This is a genomic window from Rhizobium sp. NPDC090275 (assembly GCF_044772225.1).
Lineage (GTDB): Bacteria > Pseudomonadota > Alphaproteobacteria > Rhizobiales > Rhizobiaceae > Rhizobium.
Window position 1 is genome coordinate 67168 of sequence record NZ_JBIVYL010000006.1, and the last position, 20119, is coordinate 87286.

The following is a 20119-nucleotide window of genomic DNA, read 5'->3' on the forward strand; positions in this document are numbered from 1 at the left end:
AGCCGACGACACTGCCACTTGAGTGAACCGTAGCACTTTCAGGAGAAATCGTCGAAGTCGATAGGTACTGAAAAGCCCACCTTGACGCGGTCCATGACCACCATGGTCTTGAAACCCTTGATGTCGGGGTTCTCGTAGAAGAACTTGCGCGTGAAACCTTCGTAGTCCTCCATGCTGCGTGCGGTTACGATCAGCACGAAGTCAGAGTCTCCGGTCACGTAGTAGCCGTTCATGACCTCCGGGGTCTGGCGGATCGATTGCTTGAAGCGGTCGACGATGTCGGCGCGTTCGCGCTCCAGCGAGACCAGGACCAGCATCGCGATGGGGCGTCCAATCGTCTTTGGTTTAACAATCGACACATCGGCTTCGATCACGCCTTCCTCGCGAAGACGCTTTACCCTGCGCTGCACGGCTGTCGCCGAAAGACCGACGAGTGTGCCCAACTCTTCGGTGCTGTAGCGGTTATGGGATTGGAGGATGCTGAGGAGCCGAGCATCAAGTCGATCAAGCTGCATAGGATTTCTCGCAGGTCTCCGTCGTCTGTCAGCCAAAGAAAGCAGGAATTCTGAGCAAAGACAAGCAATGTTGCTGAATAACAGCGCTGCCCTGCACATAAGCTTCTTGGCAACAGAATAAAACAAGAGGGGCGAAATGTTGAACGCGATACCGACAGCAGATCGTGCATTGAAGCGGTTGGGAGATGCCACCTTGCTCCGTGATCGGTCGTATGTTGACGGCGTCTGGGTTGGGACGGCGACATCGACGAGCGTGCTCGATCCGGCGACAGAGGAAGAAATCGCGCGTGTCGCAGACTGCGACACGGCGCTGCTTGGTCAGGCAGTGGATGCCGCCGAGCGAGCATTCGCCAGTTGGCGCGATCTTCTGGCGCGTGAGCGTGGAAAGCTTCTCCTGAACTGGGCCGGGCTCATCCGCGAGCACGCTCGTGACCTCGCCATCATCCTGACGGCGGAGCAAGGCAAGCCGGTTAGCGAGGCGGAAGCCGAAATCCTTTATGGCGTCAATTTCATCGAGTGGTTTGCGGCTGAGGGCGAGCGCGCCTACGGGGAGACCATTCCCGCACACAAGCCTTCGAGCCGGCTCTTCGTCTCCATGCAGCCTGTCGGTGTCAGCGTTGCCGTCACGCCGTGGAATTTCCCAAGCGCGATGATTGCACGCAAAGCTGCCGCGGCTCTTGCTGCCGGGTGCCCTGTCATCGTGAAGCCGGCGGCCGAAACGCCGCTTTCGGCACTTGCGCTTGCCGAGCTTGCGCACCGCGCCGGTTTTCCGGCCGGCGTATTTCAGGTCGTTACCGGTGACGCGGTGCTTCTAACCGATGCATTGCTTGCCGAAGAGAGGGTGCGTGCGTTCAGCTTCACCGGCTCGACCGAAGTGGGACGCCTCTTGCTCGGGAAAGCCGCGCAATCGGTCAAGAAAGTGTCAATGGAGCTCGGGGGCCACGCGCCGTTCATCGTCTTTGATGACGCCGATATCGACGAAGCGGTCGACGGCTGCGTCGCGGCGAAGTTCACGACTTCCGGCCAAGATTGCCTGGCCGCGAACAGGATCTATGTTCAGGACGGCATCCACGACGCGTTCGTCGAGCGTCTGTTGAAGCGGGTCGGCGAGCTCAAGATCGGTCCGGGTTTCGAACCGGGTGTCGATATCGGCCCGATGACAAAGCGATCCGTGGTCGAGAAATGCCGATCGCATATAGCCGACGCCCTTGAAAGAGGTGCAACGCTGCTGGCGGGCGCCGTACCTGATCCAGCTGCCGGCAATTTCGTTGCCCCGACACTTCTGGTCAACGTTCGTCCCGACATGCTGATCGTCACCGAAGAGACGTTCGGTCCGGTTGCCCCGGTGCTCAGGTTCGGCAGCGAAGATGAGGTGAGGCAGGCGGCGAACACCAGCGAGATGGGCTTGGCCGCTTATGTCTACACGCAGGATCTGAAACGGGCGATGCGTCTGTCTGACGCGCTGGAATACGGGATGGTCGGCGTCAACACCGCCTCTTTTACCGGCGCCCCCATCCCCTTTGGCGGGTGGAAGCAATCGGGGCTTGGTCGTGAGGGTTCACGGCATGGCCTGCACGAATTCATGGAATTGAAATACGTCTGCTTTGGCGGCTTGGCCGCGTAAGGAAATGAAGATGACTGATATCGCTGAAATCGCCGAAATGGATCGCAGGACGGTTCTCCATCCCTTCACCTATCTGAAGGATTATGCCAACGGCGACACCGATCCGACCATCATGGAGACCGGCAAGGGCGTCCATATCAAGGACGCGACCGGTCGTGAGTATATCGATGGTTTCGCTGGCCTCTACTGCGTCAATATCGGTTATGGCCGCACCGAGGTGGCTGAGGCGATAGCGCGGCAGGCTTACAAGCTAGCCTACTATCATTCCTACGCCGCCCACACGACCGAAGAGCTTGCCCGTCTGTCGGACCGACTGGTGCGGATGGCTCCCGGCAACATGTCCAAGGTCTTCTACGGCCTCTCCGGCTCGGACGCCAACGAGACCCAGGCCAAGATCGTCTGGTACTACAACAACCTCCGCGGCAAGCCCCACAAGAAGAAGATCATCGCTCGCGAGCGGGGCTATCACGGTTGCTCTATCGTTTCGGGATCGATGACCGGACTGAGCTTCTACCACGATCACATGGACCTGCCGGTTTCCGGAATCCTGCGCACCGGCGTTCCGCACTATTATCGCGGCGCTCATCCAGGTGAGACCGAAGAGGCATTTTCGCAGCGTCGTGCCGATGAGCTCGAGGCGCTGATTATCGCTGAAGGGCCGGATACGGTCGGCGCGTTCATCGCCGAGCCGGTTCTCGGGACCGGCGGGATCACGCCGCCACCTGCCGGATATTGGCCGAAGATTCAGGCTGTTCTGGAGAAATACGACATTCTCCTCATCGCCGATGAGGTCATCTGTGGCTTCGGGCGCACTGGCGCGATGTTCGGCTCCGATCTCTACGGTATGAAGCCGGATCTGGTCACGGTCGCCAAGGGGTTGACCTCGGCTTACGTGCCTCTGTCTGCCGCGATCGTGTCGCAGAAAGTCTATGAGGTCATGGAGGAAGCCACGCCTCGCGTAGGCTCCTTCTCCCATGGCTATACCTATTCGGGCCACCCGATCGGTGCCGCCGCCGCGAATGCTGTCCTTGATATCGTCGAGCGCGAGGACCTTGCCGGGCAGTCGGCAAAGAAGGGCGCCTATCTTATGAAACGGCTCAAGGCCGCCTTCGAGCAAAACCCGATCGTCGGCGAAGTGCGTGGGGTCGGCATGCTGGCCGCCGTGGAATTCGTTGCCGATCGCGGCAGCAAATTGGCCTTCGACCCGGCGCTGAAGGTTGGTGCCCGGATATCCCAGGCTGCGCGCAACCGCAATCTGATCGCGCGTGCCATGCCGCATGGGGATATCCTCGGCTTTGCACCGCCGCTGATCATGACCGAAGCGGAAATCGATGAGATGGTTGCGATTGCCAAGGCCGCCGTCGACGAAGTCCTTAAGGAGCTCGACAGCCAAGGCGTCGTGAAGAGCTAATGGACGGTCGCCCCACTGGAGAGCCCGCGCGAATGACAGAAGTCCTGAAGGTCCATGATCTCGTCAAGTCGTTCGGTACGACACGGGTGCTGGATGGCGTCAGCTTCCGTATGCGCCAGGGAGAGGTGATCTCCCTTATCGGCTCCTCGGGTTGCGGCAAGAGCACGGCGCTTCGCTGTGTCAATTTCCTGGAGACGCCGAGCTCGGGGCGGATCGAAGTGCTCGGTGAAGCCGTTTCGGTCAGTTCCGGTGACCAAGGCCGCACGGTCAGCAGTGCGGCGAGTATCATGCGCTTTCGTCGACAGATCGGCATGGTGTTCCAGAATTTCAATCTCTGGCCACATCGCACCGTACTTGGCAATGTCACGGAAGCATTGGTCTATGTGCTGAAGCTCGCAAAGAACGATGCTGTCGAGCTTGCGCTCACGGCCCTTTCCAAAGTGGGCATGGCGGAGTTCAGGGATCGGTATCCGCACCAACTTTCGGGTGGGCAACAGCAGCGTGTGGCGATCGCCCGCGTTCTGGCTATGCGCCCGAAGCTCATGCTCTTTGACGAGCCAACGTCCGCGCTCGATCCGGAATTGGTGGGGGGAGTGCTCAAGGTCATACGAACGTTGGCGGAGGAGGGGGCGACCATCCTCCTCGTCACTCACGAGATGCGGTTCGCGCGCGATGTGTCGAACCGGATGATATTCCTGCAAAAGGGGCGCCTTGAGCAGGACGATACGCCGGAGGAACTGTTTCGCAATCCCGCTTCGCAAGCGGTGAGGCAGTTTCTTTCCAGTGTCATGCCGGCCAGTGCCTAAAGGCAGGCCACCACAAAAACCATAAAGGGGTAACGCAATGATCAGCAGCAAATTTTTCAAAGGCGCACTCGCATCGAGCCTTCTTCTGGCAGCTGCGACGAGCACGGCATCCGCTGAAGAAGGTGTCCTTCGAATTGGGACAGAAGGTGACGCGCCCAAATTCAGCATGGCCGATCCAAGCGGGAACGTGACGGGCTTCGACGCCGATATCGCCAACGGCATCTGCGACGAGCTCAAGGTGAAGTGCAAGTTCGTGGTTCAGACCTTCAGCTCGCTCGTGCCCTCCATGGACAGTGATCGCTTCGACGTGATCATCTCCGGTCTGAGCATCACCGAGGAGCGTGCCAAGAAGATCGGCTTTACGATCCCATATGCGACGACGCCGCAGTATTTCGTCGTCGCCAAGGATTCGCCTCTCGCCAAGTTGAAGACGCTTGCCGAAGTCGAAAAGGCGCTTGACGGGAAAAGCGTTGGCGTCGTCACGGGCACGACCTATGCGAAGTTCGTCCAGAAGAACATCCCCTCCGCGGACCTGAAGACCTACGACGCCACGACGCAGCAGCTTGCCGATCTCTCGAGCGGCCGCATCGATGCCGCCTATGGTGACTCGCCAACCTGGCAGGATTTTCTTGCCACGCCCGATGGCGCGAACTTCACCAAGATCGACGTGAAGGTCATGGCTATGGACGACCCTGCCACGCTCGGAAAGGGCATGGGCGTTGGCATGCGTAAAGATAACACCGAACTCAAGGCCAAGATCGACGCAGCGCTTTGCAAGATGGTCAATGACGGAAAGGTCAAGGAGTCGTCGATGCATTGGTTCCAAGACGACTATACCATCCCCTGCAAAAAGTGACCCTTTGACAAGGCGACCTGCCTCGGCCCTTGTCGGGGCAGGTCAATGGGATGGTACTTATGCTGAATGATTTCTGGGTTTTGATGGTAGAGCGCGGTTGGGCACTGGCTCTGCTTCAGGGCAGCGCTGTGACGATCGCTATCGGGCTTCTCGGTATGGCGCTTGGCTTTATCGTTGCAACCCCTTTGGCCGTCATGCGCTGGCGACGGGTCCCCGTTGTATCGCAGTTCGTCGATGGCTATAGCATCGCGATCCGCGGCGTGCCGGGGTTGCTGGTTATCTACCTGCTCTTCTTCGGATCAATCGATTGGATAAGGGCCGTGACCACGGTCTTCGGCTTCCAGCAGGCAACCGAAAACGCTTATCCGTTTATCATCGGGGTTCTCGCGATTGCGGCGATTTCCTGTGCCTATTCCATCGAGGTGATCAGGGGCGCACTTGAGGCGGTGCCACGTGGGCTGCTCGAGGCGGCGCATTCATTGGCTCTGCCCTGGAACATCACCTTCTTCCGCGTGACGCTTCCGCTTGCCCTGAGACTGGCGCTTGGTGGTATCAACAATGTCTGGCAAATGACCATCAAGGATACGTCGCTGATCTCGGTCGTCGGCTTGCAAGAATTGATGCGGACTGCTGCGATCGCAGCCGGGATCACTCGCTCGCCGCTCCTCTTCTATTGCATCGCGGCCGTGCTGTTCTTCTGCATGACGGCGGTCAGCCAGTCGGTGTTTTCGGCAGCCGAACGCTCCCTCAATCGCGGCTTCGGAGGGCGCTGACATGGATTTCAGCATCATCGATTACGCGGTGCCGTTTCTACTTGTCGGCACGAAAGTGACGCTGCTGATCGCAGTCTTTGGCGTTGGGCTGGGCTTGCCGTTCGGCGTTCTGGTCGGCCTCGGACGCGGCTCGAAAAACAATCTTCTCCGCCGAGCCTGCGATATCTACTGCGCAATCTTCCGCGGCACGCCAATGCTGGTGCAGGTCTTCATCATCTATTACGGCCTGGCACAGGTGAGTTTCATTCGCCACAATCCAGTGATCTGGTGGATGATCGGCAGCGGACTGAACGCCGCAATCCTGGCCGTGGTCTTGAACACCGGCGCCTACACCGCCGAGATATTTCGCACGGCCTTCCTCTCTTTGCCGAAAGGCCTCATCGAGGCGGCGGAAGCCTGCGGGATGTCTCCGTGGCACGTGTTTACGCGCATCAAGTTTCCATTGGCGCTGCGCCAGGCGCTCCCCTCCTACAGCAGCGAAGTCGCGATCATCGTCAAGGAATCGAGCCTCGCCTCGACAATCACAGTTCTGGAGATCACCGGCTATGCCAAGCGGTTGATGAGCGAGACCTTCGCCATCATGGAGATCTTCATCATCACTGCCGCCTTCTATCTCGCCATCAACATCGTCACGCTCACATCGTTGAAAATTCTCGAACGGCGCCTGTCCTTCAACCGATAACAACGTCCTCAGAAAGGTCTGTCATGTCCAAGCTTACATTCATCGACCAGAACAATCTTCCCGAGCCCCGTAAAGGCCAGCCGTTGCCGGAGCGGCTCCTCGAAGGCGACCCACGCTTTCTCTCCTGGGATATCGCGAAAACTGAGGATGGTCAGGTGTCCTGCGGTCTCTGGGAGGCAACGCCTGGTGCTTATCGTTCGATGAAGGGCAAGGTATTCGAGTTTTGCTACATCCTCTCGGGCGTATCCGAGCTGACCGAAGACGGCGGCGAAACCCGCCGTATCAGCGCTGGCGATTCCTTCGTCATGCATCCCGGCTTCGAAGGTGTCTGGAAGGTCATCGAGACTACCCGCAAGATGTGGGTCGAGCGCAGCTGATCCACGCCGCACCACCTCCGCGCAACATCGATACGGTACATGCTCATGCCTCTATCCGCTCAGACATCAGTTCAATCGACACCTTACTGGTGGGATGATTGCGACTTCCCGTCATTGCCGGTTCGACCACTAAGTCCAACCTGCGACGTCGTCATCGTCGGTGGCGGATATACCGGGCTTTCCGCCGCGATCGAGCTTGCGCGGGCCGGGCGCCACGTCCAGCTCTTCGATCGGCAAGCCCTTGGCGCGGCGGCCTCAAGCCGCAACGGCGGCATGGCCAGCGGCAGTATTCGACCCAGCCGAAGAGAGCTGATCAAGCGGTTCGGCGAAGAGCGCGCCGATGGCATCCTTCTCGAGGGGAAGACAGCACGTGAAGATCTCTGGCGCTTCATGGAAGAAGAGAAGCTCGATTGCGACTTTTTCCTATCGGGCCTCTTCGATGGTGCGATGACGTTGGAAGAAACCGGCGATCTGCGCCGCTACGCGGATCTACTCCATCGCAAGCTCGATATCGAGGCGTTTGCGGTGGATAAGGGTGATGTCCGTAAATACATCGGCACGGACCTCTATGTCGGCGGCCTTGTCCGAAAGGACATCGGGGGCCTGCAGCCGGCCAAACTTCTGGCCGGAATGATCAGGATCGCCGCTTCCACGGATGCAGAGATCCACGAAAACACTGCCGTGCTAGGCTCCATCGACGAGGCCGGCGGCGTCAGGGTGCGTACGGAACGCGGTGAGGTCTTCGCGAAAACCCTTCTCGTCTGCACCGATGGTTATACGGACGGGTTCGACCCGTGGCTGCGCCGCCGCTTGGTTCCGGTCCGCAGCCGGATCATTGCGACGGAGCCGCTTGGCAAGAGCGTCATGGATCGGCTGATGCCGGCGCGCATGATGCACGGCGACCAGCGCAAGCTGAGCTACTACTACCGCCCGTCACCGGATGGCTCCCGCATACTCTTCGGCGGCCGCGATGGAACGACAGAGGGCGACCCAAGCGCGCCGACGGTGCACTTGCAAGCGGAGCTCGCGCGCCTGTTCCCCGAGCTCGCCGGCGTCGGACTGACGCATAGCTGGTTCGGTTACGTCGCCATGCACCGCGACATGATCCCGCGTATTTTCACTACAGGCAACACCATCTATGCCACCGGCTATTGCGGTTCGGGCGTCGTGTGGGCCCGCTGGCTGGGAAAGAAGGCCGCCCTCAAGGTCTTGGACGACAGGGAGCAGGCTCGCAGCGCTTTCGATTTCGACCCTGCGCCCAAAGCCGTCCCTTTCTATAGCGGACGCCCTTGGTTCATTCCGATCGTCTACTCGATGTACGAGCGGCACGACAAGAAGACGCTGCGGCGTGTGAAGCAGCGGTGAAACGGATATGACCTTTCTGTTCCTCTGCGATGCGGAGCGCGGTGCGGTGTTCGCAAGAGCATTTGCCGAGCACCTTCATGGCGTCCGGTTTTCTATGGACTTGGATGTCGTAGATCCGAACGATGTCCGCTACATCATGACCTGGAAGCCGCCGAAAGATCTCGCGCGCTATCCGAACCTCGATGCGGTGTTCTGCATCGGCGCCGGCGTCGATCAGTTCTCGAATGGCTCACTGCCATATGGTGTCAAGCTGATCCGCATGGTCGATGAGGGCATTACTCGCATGGTCGTCGAGTATGTCGTGATGGCCGTTCTTTCGCTTCACCGCAATCTGCATGTCTACATCGATCAGCAACGCAGGCGCCTGTGGCGTGAGGTGGTCCCTCAGGCCCAACCGGCTGACCGGCGGGTGTCGATCCTCGGCATAGGCGTCCTCGGGCAGGCCGCGCTCGCCAAGCTCCAGGACTTTGGTTTCAAGCTTTCCGCATGGAGCCGATCGGCAAGATCGATCGATGGCGTTGAATGCTTTCGCGGCCAGGATGGCCTCTACGAAATGTTGGGCGCAACCGATATTCTCGTCTGCCTGCTGCCGCTGACCTCGGAGACGAGGGGCATCTTGAACGAGCGGCTGTTCTCGGCATTGCCACGCGGCACGAGCATCGTGCACGCGGGCAGGGGCCGTCAGTTGGACAGCGATGCCCTTGTTGCCGCCCTCGACACGGGCCATCTTTCCGGGGCGTTTCTCGACGTGGCCGATCCCGAACCGCTTCCTTCGGATCACCCACTGTGGAGGCATCCGAAGGTGATCATCACACCGCATATCGCGGCCATCACACAGCCGGCATCGGCAGCGATGACCACGATCGAAAACTTGAAATTGCTACAGGCCGGCCGGGCGCCGATTGGTCTTGTCGACAGGGAAGATTTCTCATCATGATCCTCAAGAACAAGCAACTGCTGAGGCAGCAGGCGCTGATCAACGGTCAGTGGGTCAGCGCTGAAAGCGGCAAAAGCATTGACGTCTGTGACCCGGCGACGCTCGAGGTTCTGGGCACGGTGCCCTATATGGCCGCGGCGGATACAGGTCGTGCGATAGAGGCCGCCGCCTCGGCATTCGGCGCATGGAAAAAGAAGACCCACGCTGAGCGTGCTCATCTACTTGAGGTCTGGCATGATCTTCTGCTCGCCAATATCGACGATCTGGCACTGATCCTGACCAGCGAGCAAGGCAAGCCACTTGCCGAGGCTGCCGGTGAAATTCGTTACGGGGCCTCGTTCGTCAAATGGTTCGCCGAGGAGGCTCGGCGGATAAACGGAGCAACGATACCCTCACCAACACCAGACCGGCGTATCGTCGTCCTCAAAGAACCCGTCGGCGTCTGTGCGATCATCACGCCATGGAATTTTCCGACCGCGATGATAACTCGAAAGGTGGCGCCGGCGTTGGCCGCAGGCTGTACCATCGTCATCAAGCCGTCGGATCTAACGCCGTTCTCCGCCCTGGCTCTTGCCTATCTCGCCGAGCAGGCCGGAATTCCGAAGGGCGTGATCAATGTCGTCACCGGCATGCCCGACGGTATCGGCGATGAACTGATGCAAAACACCATCGTCCGCAAGATTTCGTTTACCGGATCGACCCGCGTCGGTTCACTTTTGATGCGCGGTGCTGCCGATAGCGTCAAGCGCCTGAGCTTGGAACTCGGCGGAAACGCACCATTCATCGTTTTCGATGATGCTGATCTCGAAAAGGCGGTCGACGGCGCGATCGTATCGAAATTCCGCAATGGCGGGCAGACCTGCGTCTGCGCCAACAGAATCCTGGTGCAGGACGGTGTCTACGACGCTTTCGCAGAAAAGTTGAGCGCTCGCGTCCGATCCATGACCGTCGGTCGCGGGATCGATATCGGCGTCGATATCGGCCCGATGATCAATCAGCCGGCCATCGCGAAGATCGAACGACATGTCGCCGATGCAATCGAGAAAGGCGCGCGCGTGATCGCAAGCGCCGAGGTCGTATCAAAGGGCGAGCAATATGCGACCCCGATCGTGCTTGCGGATGCGACAGTCGACATGGTCCTGGCGAGCGAGGAAACGTTCGGTCCCGTCGCGCCGCTATTCCGCTTTAAAACGGAGGAAGAGGCGATCGCGATCGCCAACGGAACGCCCTATGGACTGGCCGCCTATTTCTATACCGAGGGCCTTAGCCGATCTTGGCGCGTCGCAGAGGCGCTCGAGTTTGGGATGGTCGGGCTCAACACCGGTGCGATTTCGACTGAGGTCGCACCGTTCGGCGGGATCAAGCAATCTGGCTTGGGGCGCGAGGGAGCTCAGGCGGGGATGGAAGAATATCTGGAGACCAAGAGTTTCCACATTGGTGGATTGAGCTAAGGGCATTCATTTTGATCTATCGGCCGTAAACGGACGCCGGTTTAAAGTCGCTGCGAGGGGTCGGCGACATCAAAGCCGCCGACCATTGCGATCACTTGACCGCCGTCAACGTTGCATGCATTCCAGCCTCGTAGTGGCCTTTGATATTGCATAGAAGCAGATACGAACCGGGCGTAAGTTTTGCCTTCAGCGACCCGTCGGTACCTGGTTTCAGTTCAGATACTTCCCCCAGGCTTTTGAGCTGCCGTTCGTCGACACGGTGCTTGCCTTGTAGAACTGCCACTTTTTGGTCGGCAGACTTGAGTTTGACGAGGACCATCTCGTGTTCCTCGGTCATCGCATCGTTGTGGACCTGGAACACGACATCGCCCGCCTTTACGGTCGGCTGATCGACGGTCAATGACATGGCGCCACCACCTTCGCCGTCTTCCATGGCCTTGACAGTCGTTGCAGCGAACGACGGCGTGGCAGCGCAAAGTGCGGCGACTACGCTCAATATGCTCTTGTAATTCAGCATGCGGCTCTTTCTCCTCAATCGTAAGCGCAACGAACAGGCCATCTTGCGGATCGGTTTCGTTTGTGCGGGTTTCGGCAGCGCTGTTATCTGGCCTGCCTTGTGATGGCGTGCAACTGCAGCACTGCGGATGAGATATGGTGGTGGGCCGTCGCCCTTATTTTGCGCCGCTCCTGAGGAGAAAGCCGGATGAGGAGTTTGGCGAGCTGCTGATTGACGGCCATGATGGGGGCGATCACCGGCTTTGGCGTGGCAAGGAGGATCGGCGCCCACGCTTCGCCGCCCAGACCGAGGCCGAGGGAAAATCCGATCGCCCAGGGACCGACGATGGTCTTGCCTTTGTGGTTCATGAAGATCGGATAGTAGTGCCCTGGGGCGTCGCATAGCAGGCTTTCCACTTCGTCGTGGCGGTTGAGCACTGTATTGACGAGCCGCTCCTCGATCGAGCCCGGCCTGGTTTGCGGTATTGAGCCCCCGAATACGTGCGGCAACCAGGTCTCCGGGAGGATCTTCACCGGGCCGGCGACAATGGCTGCGACCAGCCCATCGATGGCGCTCACCCCGACGTAGTCGTTGTGGCCATCGCCGCGAAGGTATTCGTCGAGTTCGTCGTAGGAAACGGCTGGTCGGATCATGCGGCTTGACCGACCCGATCGGCTTTCCAGTTCCAGGGCAGCAGCGTCTCGAGCTGGTTGATCGTGGTGCTTCCCGAGACGATCCTTTCGAGAACATCGGCCAGCCAGGTGTGTGGATCGAGCCCATTTAGTTTGGCGGAGTTAACGAGAGAGGCCAGGATCGCAAAGGTCTCGCCACCTTTTACATTACCCACGAACATCGAATTCTTTCTCGTCAGGGCAACGGACTTCATCGAACGCTCAACAATGTTGGAGTCGATCTCTATCGTCCCGTCGTCAAGGAAAGCGGTGAGACCGGTCCAGTGCGTCAGCATGTAATTGATGGCTTTGGCCAGAGCGGACTGTGTCGAGATGTCGTCCTTCAGTTCAAGCAGGCGGGTTTTAATCTGGCGCATGACCGGAGCTGAGCGAAGTTGCCGGATGCTTTGCCGGTCCTCGGCGCTTTGCCCCCGAATCTCCCGCTCATTCCGATAGATCTCGGCCAGCATCGAGACGATCGTGAGCGCCTCCGGCGACCCTGTGAGCTTGACCACGTCGACGAACTTACGCCGGGCATGGGCCAGGCAGAAGGCCAGTCTCAGAGGACTGGAATTGCTTTTGCCACGATGTCTGGCAAGGGTCTTGTAGGCGGTATATCCATCGACTTGGAGAACGCCGGCGAAGGCCGCCAACTGAAGCTCCGCCTCACGGGCGCTGCGGCTTTCGGAGAAGATATAACCGACCGCCGGTGGGGCGGGTCCGTTCCATGGCCGATCATCTACTGCCTGCGCCCAGAGTTGGCAGACTTTCGTTCGCTTTCGCCCCCGATCGAGCCGTGGCAACCGCGTCTCGTCGGAGAATACCCTTGGCTGTGAGCGAATGAAGGCCAGGAGCCTGTGGTAAAGCGGCTTGAGCCACCAGGCAACGCGCGCCACCCAGATGCCGAGCGTCCCACGATCGAGACTGACGCCCGAGGCTGCGAAGATCTGTGTCTGCCGATAGAGGGGCAGGTGCAGGCAAATTTGGAAACAACGATATGGGCAGCAAAGGCCGTCGTCGCCATGCCGCCATCCATGAAGCGTGCCGGCGCAGGTGCCTGAAAGACGCCATTCTCGCAGGCCCGGCATACATAGCGGGGGCGAATGGTCCGTCTGACGCGCAAGATGGCCGGTACGACATCGAGCGCCTCGCTCGTCGTCTCGCCAATGCGATGCAGCCCGCCTCCGCAACAGGAGCAGGTATGACTTTCCGGCTCGATGACGACATCGTATCGTGGCAGGTGTTTGGGAAGAAAGCCGATATTGCGGGCCGCGGGTGGCTTGCATCGCAACCCCTGTTCGCAGCCGTCGGGTCGATCGTCATTGGCAGCAACCGGGACAGTCGAAAGATCGCCAAGATCAAAGCTCGCCTGTGCCGGATCGATGGTCGAAAGCATCTCCGATCTGGCGCCATGGATCAACCGCTTAAGGCTGGCGACTTCCTCCTGAAGGTCGGCTATCCGGGCATCGCGGACCAGAACCATACGGCTCAGTTGCTCGACGTCCTGCGGGAGTTGATCGGTTGGAAGAGACATGCCGAAACCTACCATACCGGCATGGATCTTCAAGCAAATACAATGGGATCAAGCGGCTCTCGTAGGCCGCTTTACGGGTTCTCGCTGAACTCGTGTCCAGTCCAGCCCGGCAACGAGCAGGTTGAACTGTTCCGGGGACATGCAGATCGCGCCGTCCTTTACGGGCGGGAACACGAACTTGCCGCTCTCCAGCCACTTCGTCGATAAGATCATGCCCGATCCGTCCCAATAAATGCAGCGCAGCCGGTCGCGACGTTTGGCCCGGAAAACGAAAATGTCGCCGCAGTAGGGATCGGCAGCAAGTGCCGCCGCCACCAAAGCGACGAGGCCGTTCATTCCGCGCCGGAAATCGACCGGCTGCGTCGCCACCAAGATGCGAAGCCCCCTCGACGCACCGATCACCGCTTGCCCCGCAGCGCTGACACCACCGCTTGTGCCAGCTCTGGCGTGACATTGCCGCTCATGACAATCCGCCCGCCGCCAAGCTCGATCTCGATACGGCCCGTATCAACATCGGACCTGTTGTCGGCGCTTTGCGACTCAACCATTTCGTCCGAAATCGTCACCGGAACGAATACCGGAACATCCAGTCCTCTACCGCCATGCCTGCCGACCGGCAGACCCGCGGCCTTCCGCCACTTGTTCAGGAGCCCGCGATTGACACCGTACCGGCGCGCGACCGCCGAAATGTTCACACCGGGCTCGGCACATGCCAGCAGTATCTCGTCTTTCTCTTCCGGCGACCAGTCCCGTCGCCGACGTTCTCCAGTGATCACTTCAACCCGGCGGTAGCTTTCCTGGTGCCTGGCTTCAAGCCTGGCTCTGAGCATGGCACTATCGTTCTCGTCGTTCATCAAATCCGCCCTTCCAAATCAAAGTGCAGATCCTTGATCCTCAAGCAAAACTAGAAAAGGTGGGGTGTTCGCAGCGCTCACTGTCTTCCTCGAAGGAGCAAAGGCTGCGCTGATGGCCGCAAGCGATTTTCAAGATGGTTGGTATAAGGAACCGCCAGAAAAAGGTTTGAGGGCAATGGCGCGGGTTTATGCCGGCTGGTGCGTGTCCCAGAGCTTCTACCTCCAGGAACTAGACAAGACCGCGCTCGGTTTCCCATCGCTCGAGGAATTTCTTGTTGGCTTCTGGGAAAGCCTTTTCCTGCCAGCAGACGCAAACAATCTTTTGGCCATGATCGCGACATGGCAGGCTGGGGACATTAGCGACAATCCACTCTACCACGGCGACTGCACCAAGGCGCTCGGCGCGATCAAAGCGCAGGCACTGGTCATGCCATGCCGCACAGATCTCTATTTTCCGCCCCAGGACAACGAGATCGAAGTGGCCTGTATGCCGAAAGCGACACTCAAAATAATCGAATCGGTTTGGGGGCATTTCGCCGGCGGGCCAGGGTTGAGCTATTTGGATGGCGCGGCGATCGATGGAGCATTGAAGAAGTTCATATCAGCTCCTTAAAAGGACTGGGGCGTTCGCAATAGTCCGTATTGAGCCGGTGAAGCTGACAAGGTCAGCATTTAAGTTCCATAAATCATATTATTCGATATTACGTACGATATATCGCCAGTTTCAATTTACGGCCGCTCGACCTTGCCCTTCGTCTTGGCTCGATAGGCTTTGCAAGCCCTGGGATGGAAACCATAGTGGCGAGCCAGATCGATGAGAGCACGGTTGTAGATGACGCCTTCCGTTTGACCTTCGCCGATGACGGCAGTCTTCATTCGATCGTAAAGCACCTCGCGAGGAGCGCCGCCGATGGCCTCGAAAGCGGCGATGTGGCAACGCAGGACAGTCGGCAGGTTTTGATGCATCACGAAGCGCGCCCAGATGAGACGGCTATGACCCAGCACCATCGAGAACAGCCAGACGATCCTCGGCGTCATCGGTTCGTCGGTGAAGACCACATGGAACTGGGCGAAGTCGACCTGCGCCTGCTCACCAGGCGGCGTCTCGAAACGAACTTCGAAACCCTGGCTGGCTGGAGGCCGTACATCGCGGAGAAAATCCGTGACGGCGCTGTAACCGCCGGTATAACCCCGATCGCGGAGGCAACGGACAGAAGCATGCCGCGAAGAAGAGGTGACAGCGCGGCGACATCGACGTTACCCTGCAGCTTGATTTCCGGAAGCATCGTGCAGCTTTGATCCCCACCCGCTCTATTCAGATAAAAGCGAGTATCAGCCGACGACGAAACAATTGCCACAGAGAAAGCTAAAGCCGAAAGGGAGCGTCATCACCCGCCCCCGCTCCGCCCTTAGAACCCGGCCCACCCGGTCGGATCGGGTGCTGATCCGAGCAGCCATTGTCGCGTTTCCTAAATGGCTGACAACGTCGCAGCCCTATTCAGCTTTGACATCGCAATCTTAAGCTGTATTTTTCTAATGCTCGCTGAAGTGCGCATCCTGCGCTGGGGGGAACCGTTTGTTGCATCTCATGCCCCCGCGGAGATGGACGCCCGTTGGTGCGCTTTCAGAGACCTCTTTATTTGTTTACGCGGAGCGGTCACAGTGGAAATTCCGCTCGTTTGCGAATATTTTGAAAGTGTCTCGCCCGTCTAAATCTACTTCGATTATGGCTGGGCCCATTAGTGTATAACGGAATAGCGTAAATTCTAAAGATTTTTACGGAATTCCGTTTGAGTTCTTTTCTCTGGCCTGTTACGACATTCCGTGTGGTTTCTTCAAAAGAACGGAATACCGTAATGCGTTATCGGATGTTTGAGCGATTGGCCGATCAGATAACCGCCGCGCGCCAGGCGCGGGGCTTGCGACGGACAGAGCTGGCAGCACGTATCGGTCGCAGCCCCGCGCGTTTAACAGAATTCGAACGAGACTTGACGAGCGGACGTTTGGGCAAGGACCGTCTGACGCTACTTGTCCAGATTTGCGACGCGCTCGATTTGGTGCCTTTAATCGTCCCGCGCCAACGTCTGCATGAGGTTGAAACGCTGCTGGGAACCACTTCAACCCTCCCACCCGTCTCTACCCCTCCGAAGTCAGTATTCAACGAGGTGTTTGTGTCCCTCAGTGACGAGGATGATGACTGATGTCAAAGACCGCGGCGATCCTCAGCGTTCACCTCCTTCATCAAGCGAAAGCTGTCCGAGTTGGAACGCTCACCCGCAGTGCTGCCGGCGAAACGGCATTTATTGTCGAGGAAGCCTATCTTCGCGATGCGGGCCGTCCGATCCTCAGCCTTTCCTGGTTGGAGCCAGCCAGCGAGCAGGGCACAATGGATCGGCTTGCCTTTCGTGGTGACAAAATTGGCATATTAGGAACTTTGCCACCCTGGTTTGCCGGCCTCTTGCCAGAAGGCGCCCTGCACGATCTTGTGTTGCACGAAATGGGCCCAGGCGATCATGACCAGTTCGATCTCCTGACACGGCTCGGCGCGGATCTGCCAGGCGCCGTGTTAATCACGCCCGAAACTGAGACGCCGGCATCGGCTGGCCCGCTGAAGCTTGAACAGGTCGCTGGTTTTGACGCCCCCCGTCCTCAGGGCACGGTGAAATTTTCCCTTGCCGGGGTTCAACTGAAATTTGCCGGCCGGATGGACGGAGATCGCTTGACCGTGCCGGCACGGGCGGGCGACGCACGTTGCATCCTGAAGGTGCCGACAGAACGTTTTCCCAATTTACCGGAACTTGAGTTTGCCGGAATGACGCTTGCTCGCTCAATCGGCGTAACGACCGCCGATTTCCGGCTGCTGTCCGTCGAACACGTAAGGGATATTCCACCTGAATTCCTAAAGGCTGGCCCCCAAGCGCTTGTTGTCGATCGTTTCGACCGCGGCGCTGACGGTCTACGCATCCACATGGAAGACATGGCCCAGATCCTTGGCGCGCTTGGCGAGCGCAAATATACGATGGGGACTGGAGAGACTGTGCTTAACATGATCCGACGGTTCAGCACCGACTGGAGGGCCGATGTCCTAGAAGGGTTTCGTCGCATTGTTGCCGACATATTGGTCGGCAACGGCGATAACCATCTCAAGAATTGGTCCTTTCTGTTTCCAAGCCCAGGCGAGATCCGCCTGTCGCCAGCCTACGACATCGTCCCGACCGTGCTCTATATCCCCGACGACCAGATGGCGTTGCAGTTCGTCAACACCAACAACTTTAACACCGTGACGGTTCGCCGCTTCCGTCGCGCGGCAAAGTTCCTAGGCCTGGAAGAAGATTGGATCGAAGCTGAAATTAGCAGGCAAGTCAAAAACGCTATCGAAGTTTGGCAGACCCTTGTCCCGTCCTTACTCGACGAGAAGCGCGCAGATCGCTTCCTACGCAGGTTGAGAACGCTTACTCTCGTGCAGGAGGTGGTCGGCTGAAACTGTCAGGTGATGAGATATTGAGGAGCACACCTGCTGTTAAACGAGACAAACATGCTAGCCCATGTCGTGGCTGGACCCTGCAAGGCGCCAGGCGAGACTGCCCCTCGCCTTTGCAACCGGGGCATCCAGCGGCATCGGTTACGAACTTGATTGGTGTCGTTGCGAGAACATAAAGGGAACGATGGTCTGCGGCAAGTCTGTGATCAAACCAGAGGGTGCGATTGGGAGGTTGCTTGGCTTTTCAGATCAGGTCGTGCCTTCCGCGTCGCAGCCAGGATAGATGAGCTCCCACATCATGCAAAGGGGAGCAAGCCGAGCGGTACAGCGGGATACTTGAAGACTTTGGAGAGTTTCGGTCGAATAACTGAGCAGCGACCGAGTACCAAAAGGAAACTATTAGGCGGTCGTTTCTTGCGCATTTGGTGGATTGGGTTTTGTGGACGGTGCTAGGCAAGTCTTGTTGCGCATTATGCGGCGATTGTGCAATAATTTGCATAATCGGCTCTTAATGCAAAAGAGGGATGGGTTTGGGCTTTACCGCTGCCGCGTTGGTGAGAGATAGCGAGGCGCCTGCCTTCGGCATCGCTGTCCTACGCGCTGGCGCTTACCGAACCGATCGACCTGCCCGCCAGCTTGCGCAGTGGTCGCATCAGGTCTTTGCCAAGACCTGCTCCATCCCGCTTCAGCAGTAGCTTTCAGCCCAATCGTTTCGGCCCATCCGGGTGACGGTCAGTCTGGCGATTTTCGCCGATGGCGTAATGGCAAACGACGCCAGGGCGACGCTTTTGTCTCCTGGTTTAGGGCAGGGGGCGAGAGCGGCCGCCGCTCTCTCCCCCACAAGGCCTTCGTCCGGGTCTCCCCGTCCTTCCTTCCAGAACCTGCGGCCCTGCTCGTGCAGCATCGGTTGCTGCGCAAAATCGCGCCTCCACCGACCCTTCGGGCGGGTGATCCCCCTCCCGGCCGAATGCCCTGTCCCCCTCTCTCCCGATCGGATCGCCGATTGCTCGGGAACAGGAGCGGGGCTCCTGCCCGATCGGGCAAGGGCCAACCGCTTCGCGGCAAATGGAGATCGAAAATGAACAAGGATTTCACAGCCTATCTAATCGAACCGAGTGCCGGCACTTACGTGCGGGTCGATAGCGAAAACCGTCTGAAATCCATCTACGGCCTGATCGGCTGCAGCCTGATCGACGCCGTCCATATCGGCAACAAGCACCTTGTCTATTGCGACGACATTCGTTTGGGCGACGGGCTGCATTCCGTCTCCGAACTGGTCGGTCATCCTGCACCGCTGGCGGGAAATCTGGTTGTAACGGGATTGGACGAGGACGGCGACACCGTCGCCCCTCACCAAACGATCAACGCGATTGCCGACATGTTCTCCATCGTTCGGCCCGTCTTCGATCCTGTTTTCTAGGAGGTCAAAGCGCCGGGAACCTTCGGCGTGACGCTGGCCAGTCTCGGCGTTCGCATCGAGCGCCAGAGGCCGATTATTATCACCGCGTGAGGCGACCATGGAACGACAAACGCACGTCGAGGTCTATGATACGCCGTCCAATTTGGGCGGCTCCTTCACCGTCTCCATCGAGGCGGTGGTCGATGCGGACACCGTCATGGCACAGATCTGGTACGGGCGGGCGACGTCCAAGGGCTGGGAACCATGGCAGGACTGGCATGGTGTCACCTTCCCAGTGCGCCGCGACCTGCTCAAGAATCCGCGTATCATGTCGCTCTACTCGAACAGGACATGAAGCCAGCAGGAGATCAGTCATGAGCATCGGAAAACTGGAAAGGCGGGCCGGGATCGGCCCCTCGCATGGCGAACGGCTCGCCTACTGGATGCAGTTCGCACACATCAAGGACAATTCGTTTCCGGCGGCGGTCGCCGACCTGAAAGCCCGCATCATCGAGAAGGAGAGGAGATTCGACCGCAGGCATAAGATCACGGTGACCCACAAAGGTGAGATCGACCACGGTGCCATTATCGGCTTCGATCCGCCTCTACGCACTTTCTTCCTGCAGGCCTTCATGGGTGGGTTCAAGGAAATATGGCTTGGAACGCTGCTTGAAGAATTCACATCGCTGGAGGCGATCATCGAGAATGCCCGCGCTCAGGGTTATTCGGTTGCGGACATGTTGAAAGACATGATCATCGAAATGACGAAACTCGCGGCGCAGCCGCATCCTCCGAGCATTGGCGAGCGGCTCGGTTCGTCCGGTAAGCCAGCCCGCACTTGATAATGTTCTGTATGTTCTGTATTATTCAGAACATACAGAACAGGA

The 20119-nt window shown here is 58.7% G+C and carries 21 protein-coding genes and 2 pseudogenes; 16 read left to right on the forward strand and 7 right to left on the reverse strand.

All coding sequences use genetic code 11. The features are described from left to right. Nucleotides 1-38: 38 nt before the first annotated feature. Entirely contained in the window at nucleotides 39-515 is a 477-nt protein-coding gene (locus ACIQUB_RS16500; RefSeq protein ID WP_402930684.1) for an Lrp/AsnC family transcriptional regulator, read from the reverse strand. A gap of 136 nt (nucleotides 516-651) precedes the next feature. Between ACIQUB_RS16500 and ACIQUB_RS16505 the strand changes: the two genes are divergently transcribed. Genes ACIQUB_RS16505 through ACIQUB_RS16550 form a run of 10 tightly spaced genes read left to right on the forward strand, consistent with a single transcriptional unit; the run spans nucleotide 652 to nucleotide 10797 of the window. Then, complete coding sequence (locus ACIQUB_RS16505) at nucleotides 652-2139, forward strand: NAD-dependent succinate-semialdehyde dehydrogenase (RefSeq protein ID WP_402930686.1); 1488 nt, start codon at nucleotides 652-654, stop codon at nucleotides 2137-2139. Between the two features lie 10 nt (nucleotides 2140-2149). After that, entirely contained in the window at nucleotides 2150-3550 is a 1401-nt protein-coding gene (locus ACIQUB_RS16510) for an aspartate aminotransferase family protein (RefSeq protein WP_402930688.1), read from the forward strand. Nucleotides 3551-3582: 32 nt separating this feature from the next. After that, nucleotides 3583-4356, forward strand: a complete 774-nt coding sequence (locus ACIQUB_RS16515) for an amino acid ABC transporter ATP-binding protein (protein WP_402930690.1) — start codon at nucleotides 3583-3585, stop codon at nucleotides 4354-4356. Between the two features lie 37 nt (nucleotides 4357-4393). After that, complete coding sequence (locus ACIQUB_RS16520; protein WP_402930692.1) at nucleotides 4394-5212, forward strand: transporter substrate-binding domain-containing protein; 819 nt, start codon at nucleotides 4394-4396, stop codon at nucleotides 5210-5212. A gap of 59 nt (nucleotides 5213-5271) precedes the next feature. Continuing rightward, a complete protein-coding gene (locus ACIQUB_RS16525) occupies nucleotides 5272-5985 on the forward strand; it encodes an ABC transporter permease (RefSeq protein WP_402930693.1) in 714 nt (237 codons plus the stop codon). Between the two features lies 1 nt (nucleotide 5986). Then, nucleotides 5987-6667 (forward strand): ABC transporter permease, encoded by a 681-nt coding sequence (locus tag ACIQUB_RS16530; RefSeq protein WP_402930695.1) that lies wholly within the window; start codon nucleotides 5987-5989, stop codon nucleotides 6665-6667. A gap of 23 nt (nucleotides 6668-6690) precedes the next feature. After that, nucleotides 6691-7044 (forward strand): cupin domain-containing protein, encoded by a 354-nt coding sequence (locus tag ACIQUB_RS16535; protein ID WP_402930697.1) that lies wholly within the window; start codon nucleotides 6691-6693, stop codon nucleotides 7042-7044. Nucleotides 7045-7083: 39 nt separating this feature from the next. After that, nucleotides 7084-8409, forward strand: a complete 1326-nt coding sequence (locus ACIQUB_RS16540) for an NAD(P)/FAD-dependent oxidoreductase (RefSeq protein ID WP_402930698.1) — start codon at nucleotides 7084-7086, stop codon at nucleotides 8407-8409. A gap of 7 nt (nucleotides 8410-8416) precedes the next feature. After that, nucleotides 8417-9346 (forward strand): 2-hydroxyacid dehydrogenase, encoded by a 930-nt coding sequence (locus ACIQUB_RS16545; RefSeq protein WP_402930700.1) that lies wholly within the window; start codon nucleotides 8417-8419, stop codon nucleotides 9344-9346. Then, nucleotides 9343-10797, forward strand: coding sequence for an NAD-dependent succinate-semialdehyde dehydrogenase (locus ACIQUB_RS16550; protein ID WP_402930702.1), 1455 nt, complete (start codon nucleotides 9343-9345; stop codon nucleotides 10795-10797). Before ACIQUB_RS16545 ends, ACIQUB_RS16550 begins: the two co-directional genes overlap by 4 nt. 91 nt (nucleotides 10798-10888) lie before the next feature. Here the strand turns inward: ACIQUB_RS16550 and ACIQUB_RS16555 are convergent, their stop codons facing one another. From ACIQUB_RS16555 to tnpA, 5 genes and pseudogenes are all read right to left on the reverse strand, one after another. Beyond that, on the reverse strand, nucleotides 10889-11314 hold the full coding sequence (locus ACIQUB_RS16555) for a sulfocyanin-like copper-binding protein (RefSeq protein ID WP_402930704.1): 426 nt from the start codon (nucleotides 11312-11314) through the stop codon (nucleotides 10889-10891). 83 nt (nucleotides 11315-11397) lie between these two features. Then, a complete protein-coding gene (locus tag ACIQUB_RS16560) occupies nucleotides 11398-11946 on the reverse strand; it encodes a UPF0149 family protein (protein WP_113237858.1) in 549 nt (182 codons plus the stop codon). After that, a pseudogene (tnpC, locus tag ACIQUB_RS16565) lies at nucleotides 11943-13498 on the reverse strand (IS66 family transposase). The gene ACIQUB_RS16560 and the pseudogene tnpC overlap by 4 nt, the downstream one beginning before the upstream one ends. A gap of 48 nt (nucleotides 13499-13546) precedes the next feature. Further along, nucleotides 13547-13900, reverse strand: a complete 354-nt coding sequence (gene tnpB, locus ACIQUB_RS16570) for an IS66 family insertion sequence element accessory protein TnpB (RefSeq protein WP_402930706.1) — start codon at nucleotides 13898-13900, stop codon at nucleotides 13547-13549. Then, nucleotides 13897-14352 carry an IS66-like element accessory protein TnpA gene (tnpA, locus tag ACIQUB_RS16575; RefSeq protein ID WP_113239831.1) on the reverse strand — a complete coding sequence of 152 codons (456 nt, stop codon included), beginning with the start codon at nucleotides 14350-14352 and terminating at the stop codon, nucleotides 13897-13899. Before tnpA ends, tnpB begins: the two co-directional genes overlap by 4 nt. Before the next feature lie 64 nt (nucleotides 14353-14416). On the opposite strand from tnpA, the gene ACIQUB_RS16580 reads away from it, so the two are divergent. After that, nucleotides 14417-14965: a hypothetical protein gene (locus ACIQUB_RS16580; RefSeq protein ID WP_402930709.1), complete on the forward strand. Its 549-nt coding sequence runs from the start codon at nucleotides 14417-14419 to the stop codon at nucleotides 14963-14965. Nucleotides 14966-15084: 119 nt separating this feature from the next. On the opposite strand, the pseudogene istA reads toward ACIQUB_RS16580, so the two are convergent. After that, nucleotides 15085-15564 (reverse strand): annotated as a pseudogene (istA, locus tag ACIQUB_RS16585) (IS21 family transposase); the annotation flags it as partial. 578 nt (nucleotides 15565-16142) lie between these two features. Between istA and ACIQUB_RS16590 the strand changes: the two are divergent. The 5 genes from ACIQUB_RS16590 (at nucleotide 16143) to ACIQUB_RS16610 (ending at nucleotide 20074) form a co-directional block, all read left to right on the forward strand. After that, nucleotides 16143-16553, forward strand: a complete 411-nt coding sequence (locus tag ACIQUB_RS16590; protein WP_402930711.1) for a helix-turn-helix domain-containing protein — start codon at nucleotides 16143-16145, stop codon at nucleotides 16551-16553. Then, entirely contained in the window at nucleotides 16553-17833 is a 1281-nt protein-coding gene (locus tag ACIQUB_RS16595) for a type II toxin-antitoxin system HipA family toxin (RefSeq protein ID WP_113238619.1), read from the forward strand. Before ACIQUB_RS16590 ends, ACIQUB_RS16595 begins: the two co-directional genes overlap by 1 nt. A gap of 1078 nt (nucleotides 17834-18911) precedes the next feature. After that, the gene (locus ACIQUB_RS16600; RefSeq protein ID WP_402930714.1) at nucleotides 18912-19253 is read left to right on the forward strand and encodes a hypothetical protein; all 342 of its coding nucleotides are present in this window, start codon (nucleotides 18912-18914) and stop codon (nucleotides 19251-19253) included. A gap of 97 nt (nucleotides 19254-19350) precedes the next feature. Beyond that, nucleotides 19351-19587 (forward strand): hypothetical protein, encoded by a 237-nt coding sequence (locus ACIQUB_RS16605; RefSeq protein WP_402930716.1) that lies wholly within the window; start codon nucleotides 19351-19353, stop codon nucleotides 19585-19587. A 19-nt stretch (nucleotides 19588-19606) separates the two neighbouring features. Then, on the forward strand, nucleotides 19607-20074 hold the full coding sequence (locus ACIQUB_RS16610) for a hypothetical protein (protein WP_402930718.1): 468 nt from the start codon (nucleotides 19607-19609) through the stop codon (nucleotides 20072-20074). Nucleotides 20075-20119 lie beyond the last annotated feature (45 nt).